Genomic DNA, 18,369 nt, shown 5'->3' with positions numbered 1-18,369 from the left:
TTCGATGCGGAAAGTGATTGCGGCGCTCCTGCTGGCGGGGGCGACCGTCCCGGCGGTGGCGCACGACCCGGCGATGAATTCCAGCCCGACAGTGGCTTGCGACCGGGCCTGCCTCTATCGGCATGCCGATGCCTATCTCGACGCCCTGGTGAAACAGGACCCGGCGCGGCTTCCCTGGGCCGACCACGTGATCTTCACCGACAACAACGTCCAGCTCGAAGTGGGCGACGGCACTTGGGACACCGTCGACGGTCGTCGCGGCTACGATCTCAAGTTCGCCGACCCGAAATCCGGCGAAGTCTCGTGGTTCGGGGTCATCGAGGAGCATGGCGTCCCGGCGATCATGGCGCTCCGGTTGAAGATCGAACACGGAAAGATCGCCCAGGCCGAACAGATCGTCACCCGCAAGGTGGAGAACAGTCCGTTCCCCTCGATCGACACCTATGTCACGCCGCGCAAGATCATGCTCGACGACGTTCCCGCATCGAAGCGCACATCGCGCGAGCGGATGATCGCGCTGGCAGACGGCTATTTCAACACCATTGAGCAGAACGACGGCACCATCCTGACCAAGTTCTCTCCCGATTGCGACCGCATCGAGAACGGCCTGCAGACGACCCGCAACGAGGCTGCGTTTCCCAATTATCCCATTGCCAAGTACGGTTGCCAGAAACAGTTCGAGCTCGGCCAGTACCGCTACGACGACCGTCTGCGCGAGCGCCGTTTTCCGCTCGTCGACGAGCAGAAGGGGATCGTCGTGACCGGCGGCTTCATCGATCACAAGGGCAAGCTGGTAAACTTCACCTGGACCGACGGGAAGACGCCGGTGCACAGCTTCTACACCTTCCCGCACAGTTATTACCTGATGGAGGCGTTCAAGATCGTCGACGGCGAGATTGCCGCGGTCGAAGCCGTCTTCATCGACGTGCCCTATCACATGCGGTCGCCTTTTGGGAAGGAGGGGAAATGAGCCGGGAGATGCGTTTCGGGATCTTCGATCACATCGACGCCAACGGCATGCCGACCGGCGAGCAGTACGCCCAGCGGCTGCGTCTGGTCGAGCTCTACGAAAGGCTCGGCTTCTACTGCTACCACCTGACCGAGCACCATGCGACCGAGTTGGGCATGGCGCCGTCGCCCTCGGTTTTCCTCGCCGCGGTGGCGCAGCGCACCACCACCATGAAGCTGGGTTCGCTGGTCTATCTCCTCCCGCTGCACCACCCGGTCCGCCTGCTCGAGGAAATCGGCATGCTCGATCAGCTTTCGGGCGGGCGCATGCAGGTCGGGATCGGACGCGGCGGCCAGCCGGCCGAACACACCCGCTACGGCCTCGCCGTCGACGATCTTGCGCCGATGTTCGAGGAAGCGATGGACATCGTGATCGGCGGCCTGAAGGGCACCGTAACGGCGCACAAGGGAACCTATTACACCCTGCCCGACGTCGACCTGCGCGTGCGAACCGTCCAGCAACCGCACCCGCCGTTGTGGTACGGCACCGCCTCGAGTCACCGCAACGCCTGGGCGGCGGCGAACGACGTCAACCTTCTGTGTCTCATCCCCGATGCCCGAGCGCGGCCCGTGTTCGACGATTACCGCGAGGAACTCGCCAGGCTCGGCAAGACCGGCGACGCGGTGCCGTTCACCGGGCTTGCGCGCCAGCTTGTCGTGGCCCCGACCGACGCCGAGGCCATTGCGCTCGGCGAGCGGGCCTGGCAGCGCTTTGCGGACTCGTTCAACTGGCTGCCGCGGCGGCTCGACATGCCCGAATTTCCCCTTGCCCCGACCTTCGCCGCGGCGATGGAGGGCGGGATGGCCTTCGGCGGCTCTCCCGCTTCCGTGCGCGACTGGGTGGCCCGTTCGCGCAGCGATGCGGGAATCGACTACATGGCGCTCGAGATCGGCTTCGGCGATCTTTGCGAGCAGGAAATCACCCAAAGCGCCGAACTGTTTGCGCGCGAAGTCATGCCGGAATTTTGCTGATGGAGCACCTCGTCCTTCACGAGGATCCGCGCAGCGGCAACTGTTACAAGATCCGCCTCACCGCGGCGCTGCTCGGCATGCCGCTCGAACGGCGCGAATACGACATCATGAAGGGCGAGACGCGAACGGCGGAATTCCTGTCCGAAGTCAATTCCAACGGCCGGATTCCGGTGCTTCAGGTAGGCGAGCGCTTCCTGCCCGAGAGCAACGCCGCCTGTTGGTATCTCGCCGAAGGCAGCGCGCTGCTTCCAGAGGACCGGTGGCAGCGGGCCGACATGCTGCGCTGGATGTTCTTCGAGCAGTACAATCATGAGCCCAACATCGCGACGCTGCGCTTCTGGCTCGCTTTCGTCGGCGAGGCGCACCTCACCGAGCAGCAGAAGGCGCAGATTCCGGCCAAGCGGATCGCCGGCGAGGATGCGCTGGCGCTGATGGACCGGCACCTCGCGGAACGCGACTGGTTCGTCGGCGACAGCGCCACCCTGGCCGACGTTTCGCTCTATGCCTACACCCATGTCGCCGAAGCCGGCGGCTTTCGCCTGCGCGACCGTCCCTACGTTTGCGCATGGCTGGAGCGGGTCGCGCAGTTGCCCGGCTCCGTCGCCATGGTCTGACCCCGAACGGTCACAGTGTCGCGGAACAGTCCGCAAACTGAGAATCCCCTGTAACATTTGGCCGTCATTGGATGTGCCCGGACAGCCGAAAGGGGTTCGGACATCATGCTGAAGACATTCGAAGACAGGCCAGTCGGCAACAACGGCGGAATCTCCGCATTCCCGGGGCACAAGCTCGCACCGCTGCGGATTCCCGAGCCGACCCTCGAGGGGCGCCGCCGCTTCCGCACGATCTGGATCAGCGACGTGCATCTCGGCACCAAGGGCTGCAACGCAGCGATGCTGATCGACTTCCTCGACAATACCGACAGCGAGACGATGTACCTCGTCGGCGACATCATCGACGGCTGGAGGCTGAGGAAGAGGCTCTATTGGCCGGCCGAGCACAACGACATCGTCTGGCGCGTGCTCAAGCGGGCCAAGCGCGGGACGCGCATCGTCTATGTGCCCGGCAATCACGACGAGATGTTCCGCCAGTTCGCGGGCATGAATTTCGGCGGGGTCGAGATCGAACGCGCAGCGATCCACCATACGGCCGACGGCCGCCGCTTGCTGGTGATGCACGGCGACGAATTCGACGCGGTCATGCTGGCGCACCGCTGGCTCGCCTTCGTCGGCGACGCCGCCTACACCGTGCTGATGGGCCTCAACCGCTGGGTCAACGCGGTCCGCAACCGCTTCAACCTGTCCTACTGGTCGCTCAGCAAGATGGCCAAACACAAGGTCAAGAACGCGGTCGAGTTCATCTCGCAGTACGAGGAGCTGGTCGCCCGCGCCGCCGCAGCGCGCGGCGTCGACGGGGTGGTCTGCGGCCATATCCACACCGCCGAGACTCGCGAGTTCGACGGCATCGAATACTATAATGACGGCGACTGGGTCGAAGGCTGCACGGCTCTGGTCGAGCATTTCGACGGCCGGATGGAAATCCTCCACTGGCCCGAGGAGATCGCCCGCCGCGAAGCCCAAGAAGCCGCGGTGGCGGAACTGACCATCGCGGCGGCGGCGTGACATGCGGATTGCTCTGGTCACCGATGCCTGGGTGCCGCAGGTCAACGGCGTGGTGCGCACGCTGACCGCCACGGTCGGCGAACTGACCCGGCGCGGCCATACCGTGGCGGTCATCGCTCCCGACCAGTTCCGTACCGTGCCGTGCCCGACTTATCCCGAGATCCGCCTCGCCATTGCCGGGGCCCGAGAAGTGGGTCTGCGGCTGCAGCGATTCGCGCCCGATGCGGTGCATATCGCCACCGAAGGGCCGCTGGGCCGCGCCGCGCGGCGCAGCTGCCTCGACGCGGGCCGCCCCTTCACCACCGCGTTCCACACCCAGTTCCCCGACTACATCGCCAGGCGCAGCGGCCTGCCGGCAGGGCTGTTCTGGCCCTATTTCCGCCGCTTTCACGCACACTCTTCCGGGGTCATGGTCGCCACCCAATCGGTGCGCGAGCAGCTGCGCGAACAAGGCATCGGCAATCTGCGGCCGTGGACCCGGGGGGTCGATCTCGCCACTTTCCATCCCGAGATCGCGCCGCCAGGCCGCTTCTTCGGCCTGCCGCGGCCAATCCAGGTCTATGTCGGCCGCATCGCGCCGGAAAAGAACATCGCGGCCTTTCTTGCCAGCAAGCATCCCGGATCGAAGGTCGTGGTCGGCGACGGGCCTGCGCTCGAACGGCTGCGAGACGCCTGGCCCGAGGTTCATTTTCTCGGGCGCAAGTCGGGCGCCGACCTCGCCGCCTGCTATGCCGGGGCCGACGTGTTCGTGTTCCCGAGCCGGACCGACACCTTCGGTCTGGTGATGATCGAGGCGCTGGCCTGCGGCACGCCGGTAGCCGCCTATCCCGTCTGCGGGCCGCGCGACGTGCTCGATGCGCGCTCGGGCGCGATGGCGGAGCGGCTCGAAGACGCGATCGCCGGGGCGCTTGCGCTCGACCGCTCGGACTGTCTCGCCCGGGCGCGCGGCTTCACCTGGCAGGCGAGCACCGACCAGTTCCTCGCCGCGCTCGAACCGCTTCCGGCCGATCCGGCGGGCGACACGGCGCCTTCCTGCGGAGAATCCTTGCCGCGCGCCGCCTGATGGCCTACATCGTCTCCACGTCAGGCCGTCCCGAGAGGGGCGGCCCTTGCATTTCTACCGGAGAGATATCGTGGCCCAGCCCACCCCCCTCATGCCGCACGCGACCGCTTCCTGGCTGGTCGACAACACCTCGCTCAGCTTCGAGCAGATCGCCGAATTCTGCGGGCTGCACATCCTCGAAGTCCAGGCCATGGCCGACGACCTCGCCAGCTCCAAGTACACCGGGCGCGATCCCGTTCATTCGGGCGAATTGACGCACGGGGAAATCGAGCGCGGCCAGGCCGACCCGAACTATTCGCTCAAGATGCAGCGTGCGCCGGTCGACGTCAGCCGCACCAAGGGCCCCCGCTACACGCCGGTGTCCAAGCGGCAGGATAAGCCCGACGGCATCGCCTGGATCATTCGCAACCACCCCGAGATTTCCGACGCGCAGATCGGCCGGCTGATCGGCACCACGCGCAACACGATCAACGCCATCCGCGAGCGCACGCACTGGAACATCCAGAACATCCAGCCGAAGGATCCGGTTACGCTCGGCCTGTGTTCGCAGCGCGAGCTGGATGCGGCGGTGGCGAAGGCGGCCAAGCGCGCACCCCAGCCCGAGCCCAGCGAGGAAGAGGAGACGGTCGCGGTCGATCGCCGCGACGACCGCGAGAAGCTGATCGAGGAACTGCGCGCCGAGCGCGACGCCTCGGCCAAGGCGGCGGTCGAAGCGGCCCAGGAGGCGGAAGCGGAGGCTTGGCTCGAGGCCAAGCGCGCCGCGGAAGAAAGCGGATCGCCCGCCTGAGCCGTTCGATAGACGCGCAAAGAAAAGGGCCGCTCCCGCGAGGGAGCGGCTCTTTTCTTTGCGCCGAAGCGCCCGGCCCTTAGCCGGCGAGCGTCAGGCGCGGCTCTTCGCCATCGTCCTTCGCGGACTTGGTTTGCGCCGGTTCGGCCGCACGCTGGGCGCGGCGTTCGCTGTGGGCGAAGCGGCCTTCGACCGCGGCCCCCTGTTCGATGGTCAGCGCGTCGTAATTCACATCGCCTTCGATCCGCGCGGACTTCAGCACGACCAGCTCCTTGGCTTCGATCGTGCCCTTGACCGTCCCCGCGAGGCGGGCGCTGTCGGCCTTGATCGCGCCCTCGATCGTGCTGCCTTCGCCCTGGACCAGCGATGCGCAGGCGATGTCGCCTTCGATCCGGCCATCGACGTGGAGGTCGGCGCTGGCCGAGATATCGCCCTTGATGACGACGTCGGGACCGATGACGGAAAAGGTCGAGCCGCTAGCCATTGGCCGCGGTGTCCTTTGCGGCGATGGTTCCGCGGGCTTCTTCGAGAACATGGGGTGCTGACTCCAGGAAAGGCCGGGGGTTGACCGCGCGGCCATTGATGCGGACCTCGAAGTGGAGGTGCGGGCCGGTCGAGCGGCCGGTGCTGCCGATCAAGCCGATCACGTCGCCGGCATCGACCCGGGTGCCCTTCTTGGTCTTGAAACCCGACATATGGGCATAACGGGTGAGCAGGCCATTGCCGTGGCGGATTTCGACCACGTTGCCGTAACCCCTGATCTGCCCGACGAAGCTGACCACGCCGTCCGCCGCCGCATGGATCGGGGTGCCGCGAGGGCCGCGGAAATCGAGGCCGGCATGCATCGCCGCGCCGCCGGTGAACGGGTCGCGGCGATAGCCGAAGCCCGATGAGATCTGGTTGAAGTCGGCCGGCATGACCTGCGGGATGCCGTCGAGCCCACGTTCGAGCGCATCCATGCGCGACAGGCTGGCGCCGAGACGGGCGAAGCGCGGATCGAGCGAACCGTCGCGACTGGTCGAGAGCTTCAGCAGCGGACCGCCCTGTGCGGTGCGGGTCGCGGCGAGCATCCGGCGCGGATCGAGCCCGAGCCGGCGAATCGCCTTTTCCGCGGCGGCCGAACGGCGATCGGCGTAGCGGGTCAGGTTTTCGACGAAAGCCAGCTGGCGCGCCTCGAGCCGGGCCAGTGCAGTGGCTTCGGGCAGCGCGGCGCTGACCTTGGCGATGGTCTTTTGCGTTTCGTCCTTGCTGTCGGAAACGGTTTCATCGGGCTTCACGTCGTCGGGAAGCATCGGCAGGACGTTTTCGATGAAATCCTGCCGCCGCGTGAGGTCGTCCGCCACCTTGTCGAGGTCGTCGCGGTATTCGGCGACGCGGCTCTCGGCGGTGGCCACTTTGGCCTCGCGGTTGATCAAGAGGCTGCGCTGCGACTGGGCCTGGTATTGCAGGACGCCCATCACGGCCATCGAGCCGCCCCATACCGCGACCGCGGCCAGGGCGCCGCCGGCAGCGACCATCTGCACCTTCGATGTCAGGGTAACAAAGCGGACCTGCCCCCGCGATCGCATGAAAAATTCGCGATCCGGAAACCAGCCCCGCAGACGGTCCCGTATTCCGTCAGCGGTAGATTTGTTCAAGTTCTCGACCCCAGTCCCGTTTTCTTGTTGGGGCGGGCCTATCAATGCAATTGTTAATAGCAAAATCGGCCCGAGCGACTCGGGGGCGAGGCGAGCGGGATTCGGGACGAGTCGTTGCGCCCTGATGAAAAATGCGACGAATCGCGGGAACCTTCGTCCAATCGGGCGATTCGCCCGCCCCGCCGACCCGCTTTGGCAGTTGGCCCCTGACACGGCGGCCTGGCGATGATAAGGCGCGCGCCATGTCGACACAATTAGACCACGCCACCGATCACACCGCCCTCGTCGCCGATCTTGCCCGGGCGGGACGCGCAGCACAGCGCGTCCTGGCGCGCATGGACGATGCCGCGAAGGCTGCGGCCTTGCGCTCGGCCGCCGCGGCGCTCCGCCGTCATTCCGGAGAAATCCTCGAAGCCAACGCGCGCGACATCGCCGCTGGCGAGGCGCGAGACCTGGCGCCGGCCATGCTCGACCGGCTGCGGCTCGACGCGGACCGGCTCGAGGGAATCGCCGCCGCAGTCGAAGCGGTCGCAGCCTTGCCCGATCCCGTCGGCGAGCAGATTTCCCACAGCACGGCGCCGAGCGGGCTCGACCTCGTGCGGGTGCGCATCCCCATCGGCCTGATCGGGATCATCTACGAAAGCCGCCCCAACGTCACCGCCGACGCCGCTGCGCTGTGCGTGCGCGCCGGCAATGCCGTGATGCTGCGCGGCGGTTCCGAGGCGGTCAATTCGAACCGCGCGATCCACGCGGCGCTGGCCGAAGGTTTGTCCGAAGCAGGGGTTCCTGCAGAAGCGGTGCAGTTGCTGCCGACGCAGGACCGCGCCGCGGTCGGCGCCATGCTCAAGGCCGCGGGCCTGATCGACATGATCGTTCCGCGCGGCGGCAAGGGGCTGGTCGAGCGCGTGCAGAACGACGCGCGCGTGCCGGTGCTCGCCCACCTCGACGGCATCTGCCACACCTACATCCATTCCGCCGCCGATCCGAAGATGGCGCGTGAGATCGCTCTCAACGCCAAAATGCGCCGCACCGGCATCTGCGGGGCGATGGAAACGCTTCTGCTCGACGCGAATTTTCCGGCCTCGTCCGAGGTTGTCGGCGCGCTGCTCGACGACGGCTGCGAATTGCGCGGCGATTCGCGCGCCCAGTCGCTCGACCCGCGGATCAAGCCGGCCAGCGCCAACGACTGGGACACCGAATACCTCGATGCGGTGCTGGCCGTCGCGGTGGTCGACGGGCTCGACGCGGCGCTCGAGCACATCGCCCGACACAGTTCGGGGCACACCGACGCCATCGTCACCGCCGACGACGCGGCGGCCGAGCGCTTCCTCGCCGAGGTCGACAGCGCCATCGTCATGGTCAACGCCAGCAGCCAGTTCGCCGATGGCGGGGAATTCGGACTGGGGGCGGAAATCGGCATCGCCACCGGGCGGCTCCACGCCCGCGGCCCGGTCGCGCTCGAAGGGCTGACGACCTACAAGTGGCAGGTTCGCGGCAGCGGGCAAACGCGCCCTTGATGTTCTTTCCCCGGCACCCGTAAAAGCGGGGCCAAGGGAGAATTCGCATGCGCTACAATCGCCTCGGCAAGTCCGGCCTCGTCGTCTCGGAACTCTGCCTCGGGGCGATGACCTTCGGCAATCGCCCGAGCGCCTTCTTCCAGCACGACCTCGACCAGGCGGGATCGACCGCGTTGGTCAAACAGGCGCTCGATGCCGGGATCAACTTCATCGACACCGCCAACGTCTATTCCGCCGGCCAGTCGGAGGAATTCCTGGGCCGGGCGCTGAGGGACCTCGCCGTGCCCCGCGACCGGGTGGTCATCGCCACCAAGGGCATGGGTCCGATGGGCGATGGACCGAACGATGCGGGATATTCGCGCTACCATCTGCTGCATCAGGTCGACGCCAGCCTGAAGCGGCTGCAGCTCGACCATGTCGACCTCTACCAGATCCACGGCTGGGACCCGCACACCCCGATGGAAGAGGGCCTGCGCGCGCTGGAGGACATCGTCCGTTCGGGCCGCGCGCGCTACGTCGGCGTGTCGAACTGGGCGGCGTGGCAGATCGCCAAGGCGCTCGGTATCCAGGACAAGATGGGGTGGGACAAATACGTCTCGCTGCAGGCGTTCTACGCCGTCTCGAGCCGCGATCTCGAACGCGAGCTGGTGCCGCTGCTGACGAGCGAAGGGCTTGGCCTGATGGTGTGGAGCCCGCTCGCCGGCGGCTTGCTGTCGGGCAAGTATGCCCGCGACGAGCAGGGCAACGTCAGCGGCGAGGGGCGCCGCGCCAAGCTCGACTTCCCGCGTGTCGACAAGGAGACCAGCTTCGCCGCGGTCGATGCGATGCAGCCGATGGCCGAGGCGCGGGGCGTCTCGGTCGCCGCCGTCGCGCTCGCCTGGTTGCTGCACCGTCCGGCGGTCTCCTCGGTCATCGTCGGGGTCAAGCGCGCCGAGCAGCTCGCCCAGAACCTCGCCGCGAGCGACATCGAACTCACCAGCGAGGAACTGGCCACGCTCGAACCGATCGGCGCGCTCGAGCCCGAATACCCCGGCTGGGCCATCGCCGCGCAGAGCCAGAGGCACGGCTTCCGCATTTCGCCGCGCCGGCGGAGCGAATGAGCGGCCCGACGCTTGTCGGGCCGCCGCGCGCCCCCAGATAGCGGGCCCCGATCGCTCAACAGAGGACCTCCCCACATGCGCTATAACAATCTCGGCAACACCGGCCTGTTCGTTTCCGAACTGTGCCTGGGCACCATGACCTTCGGCGGCGCGGGGATGTGGACCGCGATCGCCGATGTCGAGCAGGACGGGGCGACTGCGCTGGTCAAGCAGGCTCTGGATGCCGGGGTCAATTTCCTCGACACCGCCAACGTCTACTCGAACGGGCTGTCGGAGAAGATGACCGGGCAGGCGCTCAAGGATATCGGCGTCACCCGTTCCGAGGTGATCGTCGCCACCAAGGCGCTCGGGCCGATGGGCGAGGGGGTCAACGACCGCGGCGCCTCGCGCCACCACCTGCTGGCGCAGATCGACGCCAGTCTCGATCGGCTCGGGCTCGATTACGTCGATCTCTACCAGATCCACGGCTGGGACCCGGCGACCCCGATCGAGGAGACGCTGCGCGGGCTCGACGCGATCGTGAAGTCGGGCCGGGCGCGCTATGTCGGGGTCAGCAACTGGGCCGCCTGGCAGATCATGAAGTCGCTCGGCATTTCCGAGCTCAAGAACCTCGAGACGTTCGTCTCGCTGCAGGCCTATTACTCGCTCGCCGGGCGCGATCTCGAGCGGGAAATCGTGCCGTTGCTGGAAAGCGAGAGAATGGGGCTGATGGTGTGGAGTCCGCTCGCCGGCGGCTTCCTGTCGGGCAAGTATACGCGCGACAGCGAGGGCGAAGGCCGGCGGGCGAACTTCGATTTTCCGCCTGTCGACAAGGACAAGGGATTCGACGTGATCGACGTGATGCGCGACGTGGCAAAGGCGCGCGGCTGCACGGTGGCGCAGGTCGCGCTGGCATGGCTGCTCAAGCAGCCGGCCGTCTCGACCGTTATCGTCGGCGCCAAGCGGGCCGACCAGCTCGAAGACAATCTCGGCTCGGTCGATGTCGACCTGACCGAGGAGGACATGAGCAAGCTCAACGCGGCGAGCGCGCTGGCACCCGAATATCCCGGCTGGATGCTCGAACGGCAGGGCACTTATCGCAGCGGCGGCAAGGCGCGCGAAAGCTCCAGCTCGTAATGGCCGGCGGCCCGCTGACCGGCCTGCTCGGCGGGAGCTTCAACCCGGCCCACGGCGGGCACCGGCGAATTTCGCTGTTCGCCATCGATGCCCTGGGGCTCGATGACGTCTGGTGGCTGGTTTCGCCAGGCAATCCGCTCAAGCCGCGCAAGGACATCGGCCCGCTCGCCGCTCGCGTGCGTTCGGCCCGGGCGCAGGCGCGACGGGCGCCGATCAGGGTGACCGCTATCGAGCGCGAATTCGGCACGCGCTTTACCGTCGACACGCTTCGCGCGCTCAAGCGACGCTATCCGAAACGCCGTTTCTTGTGGCTGATGGGGTCCGACAATCTCGCCCAATTCCACCGGTGGAAGGACTGGCGCGCCATAGCGAGGACGATGCCGATTGCGGTCATCGCTCGTCCGGGGTATGATGCCGAGGCTTTCGCGAGCCCCGCGATGGCCTGGCTGCGGCGCTACCGGTTGCCCGCGGCCGGATTGAAAAACCGGATGGAATGGAGCGCCCCGGCGCTGATAGTACTGCGTTTCGATCCCGATCCGCGTTCGGCGACCAGGCTTCGCCAGTCGGATCCCGATTGGGCCAAGAGGTTTTCCGGCCCGGCGCCGCGCGATGCGGTTACGCATAGTCTCATATCCGATTCTTCCGGACCGGCTGCCACATGAGGCAAGCCGCGCCCGGGCCGGCCATTCCCCGATCCAGGAGCATACACTGCTGCAATGACACCTGCGCAGGTCGCGCCGGCCGCTGCCGGCATTGCCAACCCCGTCCGCATGCCTGCTGACGAATTGCTCAATTCGGTTCTCGAAAGTCTCGAGGACGACCAGGCACAGGACATCGTGACCATCCCTCTCGAGGGAAAGTCCAGCATCGCCGACTACATGATCGTGGCTTCGGGGCGCTCGACGCGCCAGGTCGCGGCTATCGCCACGAAACTGGCCGAGCGTCTTAAGAAGGCCGGGCAGGGCTCCCCGCGCATCGAGGGTCTTCCCGCCGCCGACTGGGTGCTGATCGACGCCGGCGACGTGGTCGTTCACTTGTTCCGCCCCGAAGTGCGCAGCTTCTACAACCTCGAGAGGATGTGGGGCTTCGGAGAGGACGGCGCCGCGCTGGCCGGCAACGCCTAGTTTCTTCGCGCGCGCCCATCCGGGCGCGCGTCCTCGATGCGGATCCCGCCGCTTTGCTGCGGGGCACCGGCGGGCGGCCTTGCGGTCGGCTCGTCGCCGAACGAACCGGCGCTAGGGGAAGCCTCGGCCTTCCCCGTTGCGGCATCGAGGCACGAACGCGCGCCCGCAGCGAAGCCGAGCCGAGCCGCGAGTAACGCCAAAGGCCGGATGGCCCCGCCGGCGTTTCAGGCTAAGAGAACACAATGCTCCTCCATGTCATCGCCCGCGGCAAGATTGCCCGTACGCCCGAGGCCGAACTCGTGGCGCGTTACGAGAAGCGGCTGACCTGGCCGGTCAAGCTGACCGAACTGCCGGAGACCGGCGGGCGCGTCGCGGAGCCGCAAGCGCCATTTCGCACTGTCCTGCTCGACGAGAAGGGCCGGGACCTGTCTTCCGAGCAGCTTGCCGGACAACTGGAAAAATGGCGGGACGGAGGGATCCGCGAATGCCGCTTCGTGCTCGGTGCGGCCGACGGCCATTCGGATGCGGAGCGCGCAGAGGCCGATCTGTTGCTCGCCTTCGGGTCGGCCACCTGGCCGCACCTGCTGGCCCGGGCGATGCTGCTCGAGCAGCTCTTTCGCGCCACCTCGATCCTTGCCGGCCATCCCTATCATCGGGCAGGGTAGCCGGCGATGACGCGTGCGGTCTTGATCCTGGCCCTTGTCTCGGCTGCCGTACTCGGTGCGGCGGCCTACGGCGCTACGCCGCTGTTCGACGATCCGGGCGAGACGCGCGAAGCGCTGCGCCAGGCGCTGACCGAACGAAAACTGGCGGAGGAACGCAGCAAACGGCTCGAGGCGGAGGCGGCGCGCGCAACACAGGCCGCCGACAAGACCCGCCGCGAGGCCGCCGCACTGGCCGCGCGCGTCCAGCAAGCCGAGGCCGGGATCGCCGCCGCCGAAGCGCGGATCAAGCTGGTCGACCGCGAACGCGCTGCGCTGCGCGAGGAACTCGGCCACCAGCAAGGGCCGCTGGTCAGGCTGACCGCGGCCTTGCAGCAGTTTTCGCGCCGTCCCGCGGCGCTCGCGATCCTGCGGCCCGGTTCGGTGCGCGACATCGTCTATACTCGGGCCCTGCTGTCGAGCGCCGTCCCCACGGTGCAGCGGCAGACGGCTGGCCTGCGCGCCCGGCTCGCGCGCAGCCGCGCGCTGCGCCAGCAGGCGGTCCAGGCCGCCGCGGTCTTGCGCAGCGAACAGGAGAACTACGATACGCGCCGCGCGGAGCTCGCTGCGCTGGAAACGCGCCAGCGGCTCGCCTCGCGCGAGGCTGGCGGAAACGCCGCGCGCGAGGCGGAGCGCGCTCTGGCGCTGGCCGAGCAGGCCCGCGATCTCGACAGCCTCGTCGGCCAACTCGACATGGCGGGCGACCTCCGCCGCCGTCTCGCCGCCTTGCCGGGCCCGGTGTTGCGTCCGCCCGCGCCGGAGCTGGCGCGCAACGATGCCGTGCCCGAGCCCGCCGCTGCGTCCCGCGATGCAGCCACCGGGAGCCCGCCATCGCCCTATTACCTTCCTGTCACCGGTCGCACTGTCAGCGGCTTCGGCGCGCCCTCGCCGGCGGGGCCGAGCAGCGCGCTGACGCTGGCTCCCCGCGCCGGGGCGCAGGTCGTCTCACCGGCCGCCGGGCGCGTTGTCTTTGCCGGTCCCTATCGCGGCTATGGCCGAATCGTGATCATCGAGCACGACGGCGGCTGGACCAGCCTGGTGACCGGGCTCGCGCGGATCGATGTCGAAGTTGGGGCCACACTCGTAGGTGGGGCTCCGCTGGGCGTCGCCGGACCGGGCCGCCCGACCATCGCGCTCGAACTGCGCCGCGGCGGCGAGCCGGTCAATCCGCTGCAATTTGTCGGCTGAGGACGTGCCGCCCGCAAACCCGGCCGACGCCTCATCTGGCATTAACCGGCGGTGCGCGATACAAGCTGCGCCAACACCCACGAGGACCGGCTGATGAAATTCGTTCCCCACTTGCGCGCTGCCGCCCTGCTGACCGCAGTTGCCCTGCTGCCTGCCACCACCGCCGGCTATGCCCAGGTCGACAGTGCGCTCTCGCCGGAGTTCGCCAAGTTCTTTGCCACGTACCAGCGGATCAAGACCAGCTATGTCGAGCCGGTCGACGACAAAGTGCTGATCAAGGGCGCGATCGACGGCATGCTTGCGGCGCTCGATCCGCATTCGGCCTATCTCGAGGGCGCCAGCTTCGAACGCCTGACGACGATGATCGACGGCAACTACCAGGGCCTCGGCATTTCGGTGCAGATGGATGAGGGTGCGGTGAAGGTGGTCTCCCCGTTCAAGGGCAGTCCGGCGGACAAGGCCGGCATCAAGGCGGGCGATTTCATCACTCACATCGACGGCAAGCTCATCTACGGCCTCGAACTCGACGATGCGGTCGAGCAGATGCGCGGACCGGCCGGCTCCACGGTACGGCTGTCGGTGGTGCGCGCGGGCCGCGACGCACCGTTCGATGTGACGGTAACCCGCGGCGTGATCGAGCTCGAGCCCGTGACCTCCGATTTGAAGGCCGGCAACATCGGCTACATCAGCGTCAACGAGTTCAGCCGCGATGTCGGCAACGACGTCAACAACGCGCTGCGCGCGCTGCGCCAGCAGGCTGCGGGGCGGCTCGGCGGCCTGGTTCTCGACCTGCGGCGCAATCCCGGCGGCTCGCTCGACGAGGCGGTCGCGCTGAGCGATCTGTTCCTCGACAAGGGCGCCATCGTTTCGCAGCGCGGCCGCACGCGGCGCGACACCGTCTATTACGACGCCGAATCGGTGTTTCGCGGCGACGCTGCCGCCGGTATCCCGATTATCGTCCTGATCGACGCCGGCACCGCCTCCGCCAGCGAGATCGTCGCCGGCGCGCTGCAGGACCAGCACCGCGCGCTGATCATGGGAGAGCGCAGCTTCGGCAAGGGCAGCGTGCAGTCGTTGCTGCCGCTGAGCCGCGACAGCGCGCTCAAGCTGACCACGGCGCGATACTACACGCCATCGGGCCGCTCGGTGCAGGAGGGCGGGATCGAACCCGACATTCGCGTACCGCAACTGTCCGATCCCGACGCCGCGCTGCGCGCCAAGTATTCCTACCGCGAGAGCGACCTCAAGCGCCACCTCGTCAACGAGGCCGGTCTCGACGACAAGGCGCTGGAAAGCGATACCAAGCAGGATCCCCGCTTTACCGCGACCGCCGCCGAGCTTGAGAAGGAGGGCGTGGAGGACTTCCAGCTCGACTATGCGATCAAGACGCTGAAGCGCACTGCCGGCGTCACGACGGCGCATCGCTGAGCTAAAGGCCGATGCTGTCCCCTTCCGACCGGCTTGCACAGCGCCTTGCGTTCGGCATACCGCTGCTGCTTCTGGGCGGAGCCTACCTCGGCCAGTACGGCTTCGGGCTCTACCCTTGCGAGATGTGCTGGTGGCAGCGCTGGCCGCACTTCGCGGCCTTTGCGCTCGCCGCGCTATCGCTGTTCCTCCCGTACAAGCGCGTGTGGATCGCGCTCGCCGCTGGAGGAATACTTACCTCGGGCCTGATTGGCGCCTACCACGCCGGGGTTGAATACGACTGGTGGGAGGGGCTGACCGCTTGCAGCAATACCGCCGCAGCGCGCGGTGGAAACGCGATGGAGGCGATCCTCAATGCCCCGCTCGTGCGCTGCGACGAGGTGCAGTGGTCGCTGCTCGGCATCTCGCTGGCGGGCTATAACTTCCTCATTTCGACCGCTTCGGCGATCGCGATCTTCGCTTTGCTGGGAAGGAAATCCGCATGACCGATCGCGCCGCGATGATTCGCGTCGATCAGGCCGGAGAATACGGGGCCACCCGCATCTACGCCGGGCAACTGGCGGTCATGGGCGATCGGGGGCCGGATTCGGCCGAGATTCGCGCCATGGCCGAACAGGAAGCGGTACACCTCGCGAAATTTAACGCGCTGATGGCCCGGCGCGGCACCCGTCCGACCGCGCTGCAACCGTTCTGGGCCGTCGCCGGCTATGCGCTGGGCGCAGCGACGGCACTTATCGGTCCCGAAGCGGCGATGGCCTGCACCGCGGCGATCGAGGAAGAGATCGACCGGCACTATACGCGCCAGCTCGACGAGCTCGAGGGGGCTGAGGGAACCGACGATCACGATCCGGAACTGGCCGGAATGATCGCCGATTTCCGCGCCGACGAACAGACGCACCGCGAGACGGCGCTTGCTGCGGGGGCCGAGCGCGCGCCGGGCTATCCGCTGCTCTCGGCAGCGATCCGCTTCGGCTGCCGCGCGGCGATCCGCCTGTCCGAGAAGATTTGACGCGGAACAAGGCCCTCGCGGGGGCGCTTTCTATAGCGGGACTGGCGTGCATCGGCGTGCCGCTTCATATGCAGTTCACGCCGCGCCGTGCTCAATGCCGCCCGCTTGCTTGAAGGAATACCGACGATGAAAGCCCTGACCGTTCTCGCCGCGCTGGCTGCCGCAAGCGCCTTCGCTTCCGTTCCCGCCGCCGCGCAGGACAATGACGGCGAGAAGATCAACCAGCTGATCATCTACGGCGACGACGAATGCCCCGTGTCGACGGGCGACGAGATCACCGTCTGCGCCCGCCTCGACGAGAGCGAACGCTATCGCATTCCGCCCGACCTCAGGCAGAGCGACAGTCCCGAAGACGTGCCATGGACCAATCGCGTCAAGTCCTTCGAAGCGGTGGGCGACTTCGGCCCGTTGTCGTGTTCGACGGTCGGGCTCGGCAGCGAGCTTGGCTGCACCGCGAAAATGATCGAGGCGGCCTACGAGGAAAAGAAGCACGGCAATTCGGTCAAGATGGCCGAGCTGGTCGCCAAGGCGCGCGAGGAGCGCCTCTCGACGATCGACGAGGAGGCCGCGGCGACGCAGGCCCGGGTCGAACAGATCGAGAAGGAATATGAGGCGCGGCTGAAGCGCGAGGACGAAGCCGCCGCTGCCGCCGGCGCCGACAACGCGGTCAACCCCGACAACAACGCCGACCTAGCCAAGCCGCCGGCCGAGTGAATGCGTTTAGCCCCTGTCGTGGTCAGTTGCGTCCGATGCTCACGTAGGTGAAGCCCGCCGAACGCACGTCGTCTGGACGGTAGATGTTGCGCAAGTCGACGAGCAGGGGGGCCCTGGCCAGGTCCTTCACCCGCTTGAGGTCGAGCGCGCGGAAGGCGTCCCACTCGGTGACGATGACCACCGCGTCGGCGCCCTCGATCGCTTCATAGCTGCTCTGCGCCATTTCGACCTGTGGCATCAGCGGCTTTGCCAGCTCCATGCCCTCGGGATCGTAGGCCTTTACTGTTACCCCGGCATCTATGAGGGTCTGTGCCACTGCGATGGCCGGCGAATCGCGCATGTCGTCGGTGTTCGGCTTGAAGGTCAGGCCCAGCAGCGCGACCTGCTTGCCGCGCGCCGCTTCCATCCCGCCGAGCGCCTCGACCACCTTGCGACCCATGGCCCGCTTGCGGCTCTCGTTGGCCTTCACCACCGCCTCGACGATGCGCACCGGGCTGTCGTAGTCCTCCGCGGTCTTGAGCAGCGCGAGCGTGTCCTTGGGAAAGCACGAGCCGCCGTAGCCCGGGCCGGCGTGGAGAAACTTCGGCCCGATGCGGTTGTCCATGCCGATACCGCGTGAGACGTCCTGCACGTTGGCTCCGACCTTCTCGCACAGGTCGGCCATCTCGTTGATGAAGGTGATCTTGGTCGCGAGGAAGGCATTGGCGGCGTACTTTATGAGTTCCGAGCTGCGACGGCTGACGAAAAGGATCGGAGATTCGTTCAGAAACAGCGGCCGATAGACCTCGCGCATGGTTTCTCGAGCGAAATCGTCCTCGGCGCCGATGACGATCCGGTCGGGCCGCTTGAAGTCGCCGATCGCCGCGCCTTCGCGCAGGAATTCGGGGTTGGAGACGACCGATACGCGGTGCTTGCAGCCGCTGGCGGCGATAATTCGCTCGACCTCGTCGCCCGTGCCGACGGGGACCGTCGACTTGGTGACGACGACGGCATCGTTACCCAGCGTCTCGCCGATTTCCTGCGCTACGGCGTACACGAACGAAAGGTCGGCATGTCCATCACCTCGCCGGCTCGGGGTGCCGACAGCGATGAAGATGGCGGCCGCGCCGTGGATTGCTTCGGCGAGGTCGGTGGTGAACGTCAGACGTCCCGAGTTCACGTTCGCTTCGACCAAGCTGTCGAGCCCGGGCTCGTAGATCGGCATCACGCCTTCGCGAAGACGATCGATCTTCGACTGGTCCTTGTCGATGCAGACCACATCGTGCCCAAAATCGGCGAAACAGGCGCCGGACACGAGGCCGACGTAGCCGGAGCCAACCATTGCGATCTTCATGAAATTCCGTCCGTTTAGCGCCAGGAGCTCGCTCACCCGCAGTTGCGCGAGAG

At 67.1% G+C, this 18,369-nt stretch carries 20 protein-coding genes; 17 read left to right on the top strand and 3 right to left on the bottom strand.

What is annotated here, in order from left to right; all coding sequences use genetic code 11:
* Positions 1-4 precede the first annotated feature (4 nt).
* The 6 genes from Q7I88_RS02965 to Q7I88_RS02940 all read left to right on the top strand — a co-directional run bounded on the left by Q7I88_RS02965 (position 5) and on the right by Q7I88_RS02940 (position 5,452).
* Positions 5-970, top strand: a complete 966-nt coding sequence (locus Q7I88_RS02965; protein WP_305097546.1) for a DUF8021 domain-containing protein — start codon at positions 5-7, stop codon at positions 968-970.
* The gene (locus Q7I88_RS02960) at positions 967-1,980 is read left to right on the top strand and encodes an LLM class flavin-dependent oxidoreductase (RefSeq protein ID WP_305097545.1); all 1,014 of its coding nucleotides are present in this window, start codon (positions 967-969) and stop codon (positions 1,978-1,980) included. Before Q7I88_RS02965 ends, Q7I88_RS02960 begins: the two co-directional genes overlap by 4 nt.
* Positions 1,980-2,594 (top strand): glutathione S-transferase family protein, encoded by a 615-nt coding sequence (locus Q7I88_RS02955; RefSeq protein WP_439648357.1) that lies wholly within the window; start codon positions 1,980-1,982, stop codon positions 2,592-2,594. The genes Q7I88_RS02960 and Q7I88_RS02955 overlap by 1 nt, the downstream gene beginning before the upstream one ends.
* 105 nt (positions 2,595-2,699) lie before the next feature.
* The gene (locus Q7I88_RS02950) at positions 2,700-3,602 is read left to right on the top strand and encodes a UDP-2,3-diacylglucosamine diphosphatase (protein ID WP_305097544.1); all 903 of its coding nucleotides are present in this window, start codon (positions 2,700-2,702) and stop codon (positions 3,600-3,602) included.
* A 1-nt stretch (position 3,603) separates the two neighbouring features.
* Positions 3,604-4,665, top strand: coding sequence for a glycosyltransferase family 4 protein (locus Q7I88_RS02945; RefSeq protein WP_305097543.1), 1,062 nt, complete (start codon positions 3,604-3,606; stop codon positions 4,663-4,665).
* A 70-nt stretch (positions 4,666-4,735) separates the two neighbouring features.
* The gene (locus Q7I88_RS02940) at positions 4,736-5,452 is read left to right on the top strand and encodes a DUF1013 domain-containing protein (protein WP_305097542.1); all 717 of its coding nucleotides are present in this window, start codon (positions 4,736-4,738) and stop codon (positions 5,450-5,452) included.
* A 79-nt stretch (positions 5,453-5,531) separates the two neighbouring features.
* On the opposite strand, the gene Q7I88_RS02935 is transcribed toward Q7I88_RS02940, so the two are convergent.
* Both Q7I88_RS02935 and Q7I88_RS02930 read right to left on the bottom strand, forming a co-directional pair.
* A complete protein-coding gene (locus Q7I88_RS02935; RefSeq protein WP_305097541.1) occupies positions 5,532-5,936 on the bottom strand; it encodes a bactofilin family protein in 405 nt (134 codons plus the stop codon).
* Positions 5,929-6,969, bottom strand: coding sequence for a M23 family metallopeptidase (locus Q7I88_RS02930; protein WP_369426116.1), 1,041 nt, complete (start codon positions 6,967-6,969; stop codon positions 5,929-5,931). The genes Q7I88_RS02935 and Q7I88_RS02930 overlap by 8 nt, the downstream gene beginning before the upstream one ends.
* Before the next feature lie 362 nt (positions 6,970-7,331).
* Between Q7I88_RS02930 and Q7I88_RS02925 the strand changes: the two genes are divergently transcribed.
* From Q7I88_RS02925 to Q7I88_RS02875, 11 genes are all read left to right on the top strand, one after another.
* Entirely contained in the window at positions 7,332-8,606 is a 1,275-nt protein-coding gene (locus Q7I88_RS02925) for a glutamate-5-semialdehyde dehydrogenase (RefSeq protein WP_305097539.1), read from the top strand.
* 47 nt (positions 8,607-8,653) lie between these two features.
* Positions 8,654-9,706 carry an aldo/keto reductase gene (locus Q7I88_RS02920; protein ID WP_305097538.1) on the top strand — a complete coding sequence of 351 codons (1,053 nt, stop codon included), beginning with the start codon at positions 8,654-8,656 and terminating at the stop codon, positions 9,704-9,706.
* Positions 9,707-9,781: 75 nt separating this feature from the next.
* Positions 9,782-10,822 (top strand): aldo/keto reductase, encoded by a 1,041-nt coding sequence (locus tag Q7I88_RS02915; RefSeq protein ID WP_305097537.1) that lies wholly within the window; start codon positions 9,782-9,784, stop codon positions 10,820-10,822.
* On the top strand, positions 10,822-11,484 hold the full coding sequence (locus tag Q7I88_RS02910) for a nicotinate-nucleotide adenylyltransferase (protein WP_305097536.1): 663 nt from the start codon (positions 10,822-10,824) through the stop codon (positions 11,482-11,484). The genes Q7I88_RS02915 and Q7I88_RS02910 overlap by 1 nt, the downstream gene beginning before the upstream one ends.
* A gap of 54 nt (positions 11,485-11,538) precedes the next feature.
* On the top strand, positions 11,539-11,946 hold the full coding sequence (rsfS, locus tag Q7I88_RS02905) for a ribosome silencing factor (RefSeq protein WP_439648356.1): 408 nt from the start codon (positions 11,539-11,541) through the stop codon (positions 11,944-11,946).
* A 242-nt stretch (positions 11,947-12,188) separates the two neighbouring features.
* Complete coding sequence (locus tag Q7I88_RS02900) at positions 12,189-12,611, top strand: 23S rRNA (pseudouridine(1915)-N(3))-methyltransferase RlmH (protein ID WP_305097535.1); 423 nt, start codon at positions 12,189-12,191, stop codon at positions 12,609-12,611.
* 6 nt (positions 12,612-12,617) lie between these two features.
* Positions 12,618-13,835 carry a murein hydrolase activator EnvC family protein gene (locus Q7I88_RS02895; RefSeq protein WP_305097534.1) on the top strand — a complete coding sequence of 406 codons (1,218 nt, stop codon included), beginning with the start codon at positions 12,618-12,620 and terminating at the stop codon, positions 13,833-13,835.
* Positions 13,836-13,928: 93 nt separating this feature from the next.
* Positions 13,929-15,263 (top strand): S41 family peptidase, encoded by a 1,335-nt coding sequence (locus tag Q7I88_RS02890; RefSeq protein ID WP_305097533.1) that lies wholly within the window; start codon positions 13,929-13,931, stop codon positions 15,261-15,263.
* A gap of 11 nt (positions 15,264-15,274) precedes the next feature.
* Positions 15,275-15,745 (top strand): disulfide bond formation protein B, encoded by a 471-nt coding sequence (locus Q7I88_RS02885; protein WP_305097532.1) that lies wholly within the window; start codon positions 15,275-15,277, stop codon positions 15,743-15,745.
* On the top strand, positions 15,742-16,269 hold the full coding sequence (locus Q7I88_RS02880) for a demethoxyubiquinone hydroxylase family protein (RefSeq protein WP_305097531.1): 528 nt from the start codon (positions 15,742-15,744) through the stop codon (positions 16,267-16,269). Before Q7I88_RS02885 ends, Q7I88_RS02880 begins: the two co-directional genes overlap by 4 nt.
* Before the next feature lie 126 nt (positions 16,270-16,395).
* The gene (locus Q7I88_RS02875) at positions 16,396-16,983 is read left to right on the top strand and encodes a hypothetical protein (protein ID WP_305097530.1); all 588 of its coding nucleotides are present in this window, start codon (positions 16,396-16,398) and stop codon (positions 16,981-16,983) included.
* A 22-nt stretch (positions 16,984-17,005) separates the two neighbouring features.
* Here the strand turns inward: Q7I88_RS02875 and Q7I88_RS02870 are convergent, their stop codons facing one another.
* Positions 17,006-18,316 carry a UDP-glucose dehydrogenase family protein gene (locus Q7I88_RS02870; RefSeq protein ID WP_305097529.1) on the bottom strand — a complete coding sequence of 437 codons (1,311 nt, stop codon included), beginning with the start codon at positions 18,314-18,316 and terminating at the stop codon, positions 17,006-17,008.
* Positions 18,317-18,369: the final 53 nt, after the last annotated feature.

The sequence above is a fragment of the Croceibacterium aestuarii genome (genome assembly GCF_030657335.1).
Classification (GTDB): domain Bacteria; phylum Pseudomonadota; class Alphaproteobacteria; order Sphingomonadales; family Sphingomonadaceae; genus Croceibacterium_B; species Croceibacterium_B aestuarii.
This window is presented reverse-complemented; position numbering and strand designations above follow the sequence as displayed.

Coding starts and splice junctions, on each gene's coding strand:
- rsfS (WP_439648356.1), top strand. CDS start 11,539: ATGACACCTGCGCAGGTCGCGCCGGCCGCTGCCGGCATTGCCAACCCC.
- Q7I88_RS02900 (WP_305097535.1), top strand. CDS start 12,189: ATGCTCCTCCATGTCATCGCCCGCGGCAAGATTGCCCGTACGCCCGAG.
- Q7I88_RS02935 (WP_305097541.1), bottom strand. CDS start 5,936: ATGGCTAGCGGCTCGACCTTTTCCGTCATCGGTCCCGACGTCGTCATC.
- Q7I88_RS02875 (WP_305097530.1), top strand. CDS start 16,396: ATGAAAGCCCTGACCGTTCTCGCCGCGCTGGCTGCCGCAAGCGCCTTC.
- Q7I88_RS02930 (WP_369426116.1), bottom strand. CDS start 6,969: ATGGTCGCTGCCGGCGGCGCCCTGGCCGCGGTCGCGGTATGGGGCGGC.
- Q7I88_RS02880 (WP_305097531.1), top strand. CDS start 15,742: ATGACCGATCGCGCCGCGATGATTCGCGTCGATCAGGCCGGAGAATAC.
- Q7I88_RS02870 (WP_305097529.1), bottom strand. CDS start 18,316: ATGAAGATCGCAATGGTTGGCTCCGGCTACGTCGGCCTCGTGTCCGGC.
- Q7I88_RS02915 (WP_305097537.1), top strand. CDS start 9,782: ATGCGCTATAACAATCTCGGCAACACCGGCCTGTTCGTTTCCGAACTG.
- Q7I88_RS02910 (WP_305097536.1), top strand. CDS start 10,822: ATGGCCGGCGGCCCGCTGACCGGCCTGCTCGGCGGGAGCTTCAACCCG.
- Q7I88_RS02895 (WP_305097534.1), top strand. CDS start 12,618: ATGACGCGTGCGGTCTTGATCCTGGCCCTTGTCTCGGCTGCCGTACTC.
- Q7I88_RS02945 (WP_305097543.1), top strand. CDS start 3,604: ATGCGGATTGCTCTGGTCACCGATGCCTGGGTGCCGCAGGTCAACGGC.
- Q7I88_RS02920 (WP_305097538.1), top strand. CDS start 8,654: ATGCGCTACAATCGCCTCGGCAAGTCCGGCCTCGTCGTCTCGGAACTC.
- Q7I88_RS02890 (WP_305097533.1), top strand. CDS start 13,929: ATGAAATTCGTTCCCCACTTGCGCGCTGCCGCCCTGCTGACCGCAGTT.
- Q7I88_RS02965 (WP_305097546.1), top strand. CDS start 5: ATGCGGAAAGTGATTGCGGCGCTCCTGCTGGCGGGGGCGACCGTCCCG.
- Q7I88_RS02960 (WP_305097545.1), top strand. CDS start 967: ATGAGCCGGGAGATGCGTTTCGGGATCTTCGATCACATCGACGCCAAC.
- Q7I88_RS02950 (WP_305097544.1), top strand. CDS start 2,700: ATGCTGAAGACATTCGAAGACAGGCCAGTCGGCAACAACGGCGGAATC.
- Q7I88_RS02955 (WP_439648357.1), top strand. CDS start 1,980: ATGGAGCACCTCGTCCTTCACGAGGATCCGCGCAGCGGCAACTGTTAC.
- Q7I88_RS02925 (WP_305097539.1), top strand. CDS start 7,332: ATGTCGACACAATTAGACCACGCCACCGATCACACCGCCCTCGTCGCC.
- Q7I88_RS02885 (WP_305097532.1), top strand. CDS start 15,275: ATGCTGTCCCCTTCCGACCGGCTTGCACAGCGCCTTGCGTTCGGCATA.